The organism is Candidatus Deferrimicrobiaceae bacterium (genome assembly GCA_035256765.1).
Lineage (GTDB): Bacteria > Desulfobacterota > Deferrimicrobia > Deferrimicrobiales > Deferrimicrobiaceae > CSP1-8.
This window is the reverse complement of the sequence record DATEXR010000168.1, coordinates 1-3,238: the sequence shown is the minus strand read 5'-3', so window position 1 is coordinate 3,238 and position 3,238 is coordinate 1. Positions and strand designations below refer to the sequence as shown.

The 3,238-nt window shown below is 65.2% G+C and carries 5 protein-coding genes; all 5 read left to right on the top strand.

Annotated features, from left to right (window positions below):
* The coding region (locus tag VJ307_05775; protein ID HJX73647.1) for a cbb3-type cytochrome c oxidase subunit I at positions 1-382 on the top strand (382 nt) is incomplete at its 5' end.
* A gap of 58 nt (positions 383-440) precedes the next feature.
* Positions 441-1,007, top strand: a complete 567-nt coding sequence (locus tag VJ307_05770; GenBank protein ID HJX73646.1) for a cytochrome c oxidase subunit 3 family protein — start codon at positions 441-443, stop codon at positions 1,005-1,007.
* A gap of 11 nt (positions 1,008-1,018) precedes the next feature.
* On the top strand, positions 1,019-1,294 hold the full coding sequence (locus tag VJ307_05765; protein ID HJX73645.1) for a cytochrome C oxidase subunit IV family protein: 276 nt from the start codon (positions 1,019-1,021) through the stop codon (positions 1,292-1,294).
* A 47-nt stretch (positions 1,295-1,341) separates the two neighbouring features.
* Entirely contained in the window at positions 1,342-2,202 is an 861-nt protein-coding gene (locus VJ307_05760) for a COX15/CtaA family protein (GenBank protein ID HJX73644.1), read from the top strand.
* The gene (cyoE, locus tag VJ307_05755) at positions 2,163-3,113 is read left to right on the top strand and encodes a heme o synthase (protein ID HJX73643.1); all 951 of its coding nucleotides are present in this window, start codon (positions 2,163-2,165) and stop codon (positions 3,111-3,113) included. Before VJ307_05760 ends, cyoE begins: the two co-directional genes overlap by 40 nt.
* The last annotated feature ends 125 nt before the right edge of the window (positions 3,114-3,238 follow it).

Below are 3,238 nucleotides of genomic sequence, written 5' to 3'. Positions count from 1 at the left end.
TCCCAAGATGACCGGCAGGATGCTCAGCGAAAAGATGGCGCGCCCTGCCTGGCTGCTGATGTTCATCGGCTTCAACGTCACCTTTTTCACCCAGTTCATCCTGGGGTTCGAGGGAATGCCGAGGCGCTACGCGGAATACCCGGCGCAATTCCAGACGCTCAACATCGTGTCCACGGTGGGGTCGTGGGTCCTCGCGACGGGGATTTTGATCATGTTCGCGAATTTCGTCCGCGGGCTGTTCCGGGGCGCCCCTGCCCCACCGAACCCCTGGAAAGCCCTCTCCCTGGATTGGCAGACGGGGTCGCCGCCGCCGACGGAGAATTTTAAGGAAATTCCGACGGTCACCGACTGGCCGTACGGGTATGCGGGAAGGCAGACGTAGGAAAATGAGCGGACAATCCACGCACCACGGGCCAGGGGCAGCAGGGCACGAAGCCCACATGGACCCGGCCACGGCCCGCGAGGCCGCAACGCTGGGGATCTGGACGTTTCTCGCCACCGAGGTCCTTCTCTTCGGGGGGCTGTTCACCGCCTACATCATCTACCGGATCAAATACCCCCGGATGTTCTACGAGGACCATCTGAAGCTGGACCGCGTCCTCGGGTCGGTCAACACGGTGGTGCTGATCGGCAGCAGCCTCACCGTCGCGCTCGGCATCGCGGCGATCCGCAAAGGGAAGGTCACGCTCCTCCGGTTCTACCTTTTCCTCACCCTCCTGCTGGCCGCGACGTTCCTGGGGATCAAGTACGTGGAATACACGAAGAAGTTTTCCCACGGGCTGTTCCCGGATACGGACATCTTCTTCTCCCTCTATTTCATGTTGACCGGTCTGCACGGCATCCACGTGCTTGCCGGGATGGTGGCGCTGGGAACGGTCCTGTTCCTCGCCGGGAGGGGGAGATATTCCGAAAGCTACCACACGCCGGTGGAGATTTCGGGTTTATACTGGCACTTCGTGGACCTGGTATGGATCTACCTGTTCCCGCTGCTGTACCTGGTGGGGTAGGGGGGAAGGCGATGAAGGAACACGATTCCGGCATCAGGACGTATATCGTCGTCTGGGGCGCCCTCGTCGTTCTCACGGCGGTCACCGTTTCGGTTTCCTACGTGCACCTCGGGATGATGAACGTCGTCGTCGCCCTTCTCATCGCTTCCGTGAAGGCGTCGCTCGTCGCCCTTTTCTTCATGCACCTGCGGTACGAAAGCCGGCTCGTCTGGGGGTTCGCCCTGACGCCGATCTTTTTCCTGGTCCTCATCATCGCGGGGACGCTTTCGGATTCCCTGTTCCGGTGACCGCCCCCCGGCGGCGGTACCGAACAACGGGGAAGGGAGGGGGAACGATGCTCGGAAGAGTGACCGTGGGCCTGTTCTTCTTTCTCCTGGTCTGGGGGAACCTCGTCGCGGGGCTGAAGGCGGGATTGGCCTGCCCGGACTGGCCCCTCTGCCACGGGAAGGTCCTTCCGCCGTTTCGCCTGGATATCTACCTGGAGTTTCTCCACCGGGTGATCGCGGCGGTGGCGGGGGTTGCCCTGGTGACGCTGTCCTACCGGCGTTTCCGGGCGTATCGGGGCGGCGCGAAGGCGGTCCCCGTCCTGGCGGTGGGCCTGCTCGCCGCCGAGATCGTGATGGGCGGGGCGGTTGTCCTCCTGGAGCTGCCGGTCCAGCTCACCACCGTCCATTTCGTCACGGGGCTTTTTATATTCCTCCTGGTCTACTACATGATGTCCTTCGACGGTGTTGTCCTGCCGCCCTCCTTTTCCCTGAAAGGGTATCCCGGCCTGTTCTTCGGAATGGGGGTCCTGGTGTTCCTGCTGGCGGCGATGGGAGCGTACGTCCGGCACGCAGGGGCCGGGCTTTCCCTGCACGACTGGCCCACGTCGCTTGGCGGCCTCATCCCGGGCGTTCTCGCCGATGGGGTCCTCATCCAGTTCTCCCACCGGGTGCTGGCCGTCCTCGTTGCGCTCACCATCGTGGCGCTCTGGGCGGCGACGGCACTGGATGATCGCCTGAGGAGGCACCGGCGCATGGCCGTGGCCCTTTTCTGCATGATTCTGGCGCAGATCGCCATCGGCGGAGCTGTGGTGCTGACCCGGCTCAATTTCCTCTCCACGGCGCTGCACCTGGCCGTGGCGCTGGTAATGCTCATGATGCTTGCCCGGATGTGGGTGAGAGAACTCTCCCCCGAGGGGACGTCGTCATAAAGGCGACCGCCCTGGAAAGAAAGCCCCCCGATGCGGAGGAGGGGAGCAGGCCGGCGACCCTGGCCGGCTCGGCCCTGCTGATCTCGAAGCCCGGCATCGTGACGGGCGTGAGCCTCGCCGGTCTCGCCGGAATGGTCCTGGCGACGGGAGGGATGCCCGGCGCCGGGGTGGTGCTTCCCTGCCTGGCAAGCGTGGTCGCCGCCGCCTCCGGTGCCGCGGTCATGAACGGCCTCCTCGACGCCCCGATGGACGCCCGGATGCCCAGACTGGCCGCCCGGGTCTTTGCGATGAGGAGGGTCGGCAGCGAGGGGGCACTCGCGCTCTCCTTCGGCCTCATCCTGGCCTCGCTCCTCGTTTCCTACCGCTTTTTTCACGGGCTGACCGCCGCCCTCGTGCTCGCGGCCGTCCTGTCCTACACGCTCCTGTACACCCTCTTCCTCAAGCGGCGTTCCCCCTACGGGACGATTCCGGGAGGAATTCCGGGCGCGCTTCCCGTCCTCATCGGGTATTCCGCGGCAGCCGGCCGCATCGGGGTGGACGGGGTCATCCTGTTCCTGGTGATGCTCCTGTGGCAACCGCCGCACTTCTGGACCCTGGCGCTCGCCCACATGGAGGAGTACCGGGATGCGGGCGTTCCCGTCCTGCCCGTGGCGCGGGGAGAGCCGTACACGAAGATCCTCATCTTCCTGTACGCCGTCAGCCTCCTGCCGACGACGCTCGCCCTCTGGGTATTCGGCTACTGCTCCGGCGCATTCGCCTGGGTCGCCGTCGCTCTCTGGGGGTTTTTCCTCTGGTCCTGCTACCGCAACACGGTCAGGCGGCCCCGGTTCCGCAGGGCCTTCGGCGCCTCCATCCTGTACATGATGGGAATTCTGCTGGCGGTGATCGTGGACGTGTCCGCGCGTCCCTAAGAACAGAAGAACAGGGACGTTCCAAGAACTCTTCCTCCCCTGCGCCGGGTGCCGCGGTCGCGCGCCCGGCGGCAAGTGCCGGATCCCGGGGCCCCTGGCTCGCGGAGGGGTCCCCTCGGCTACGC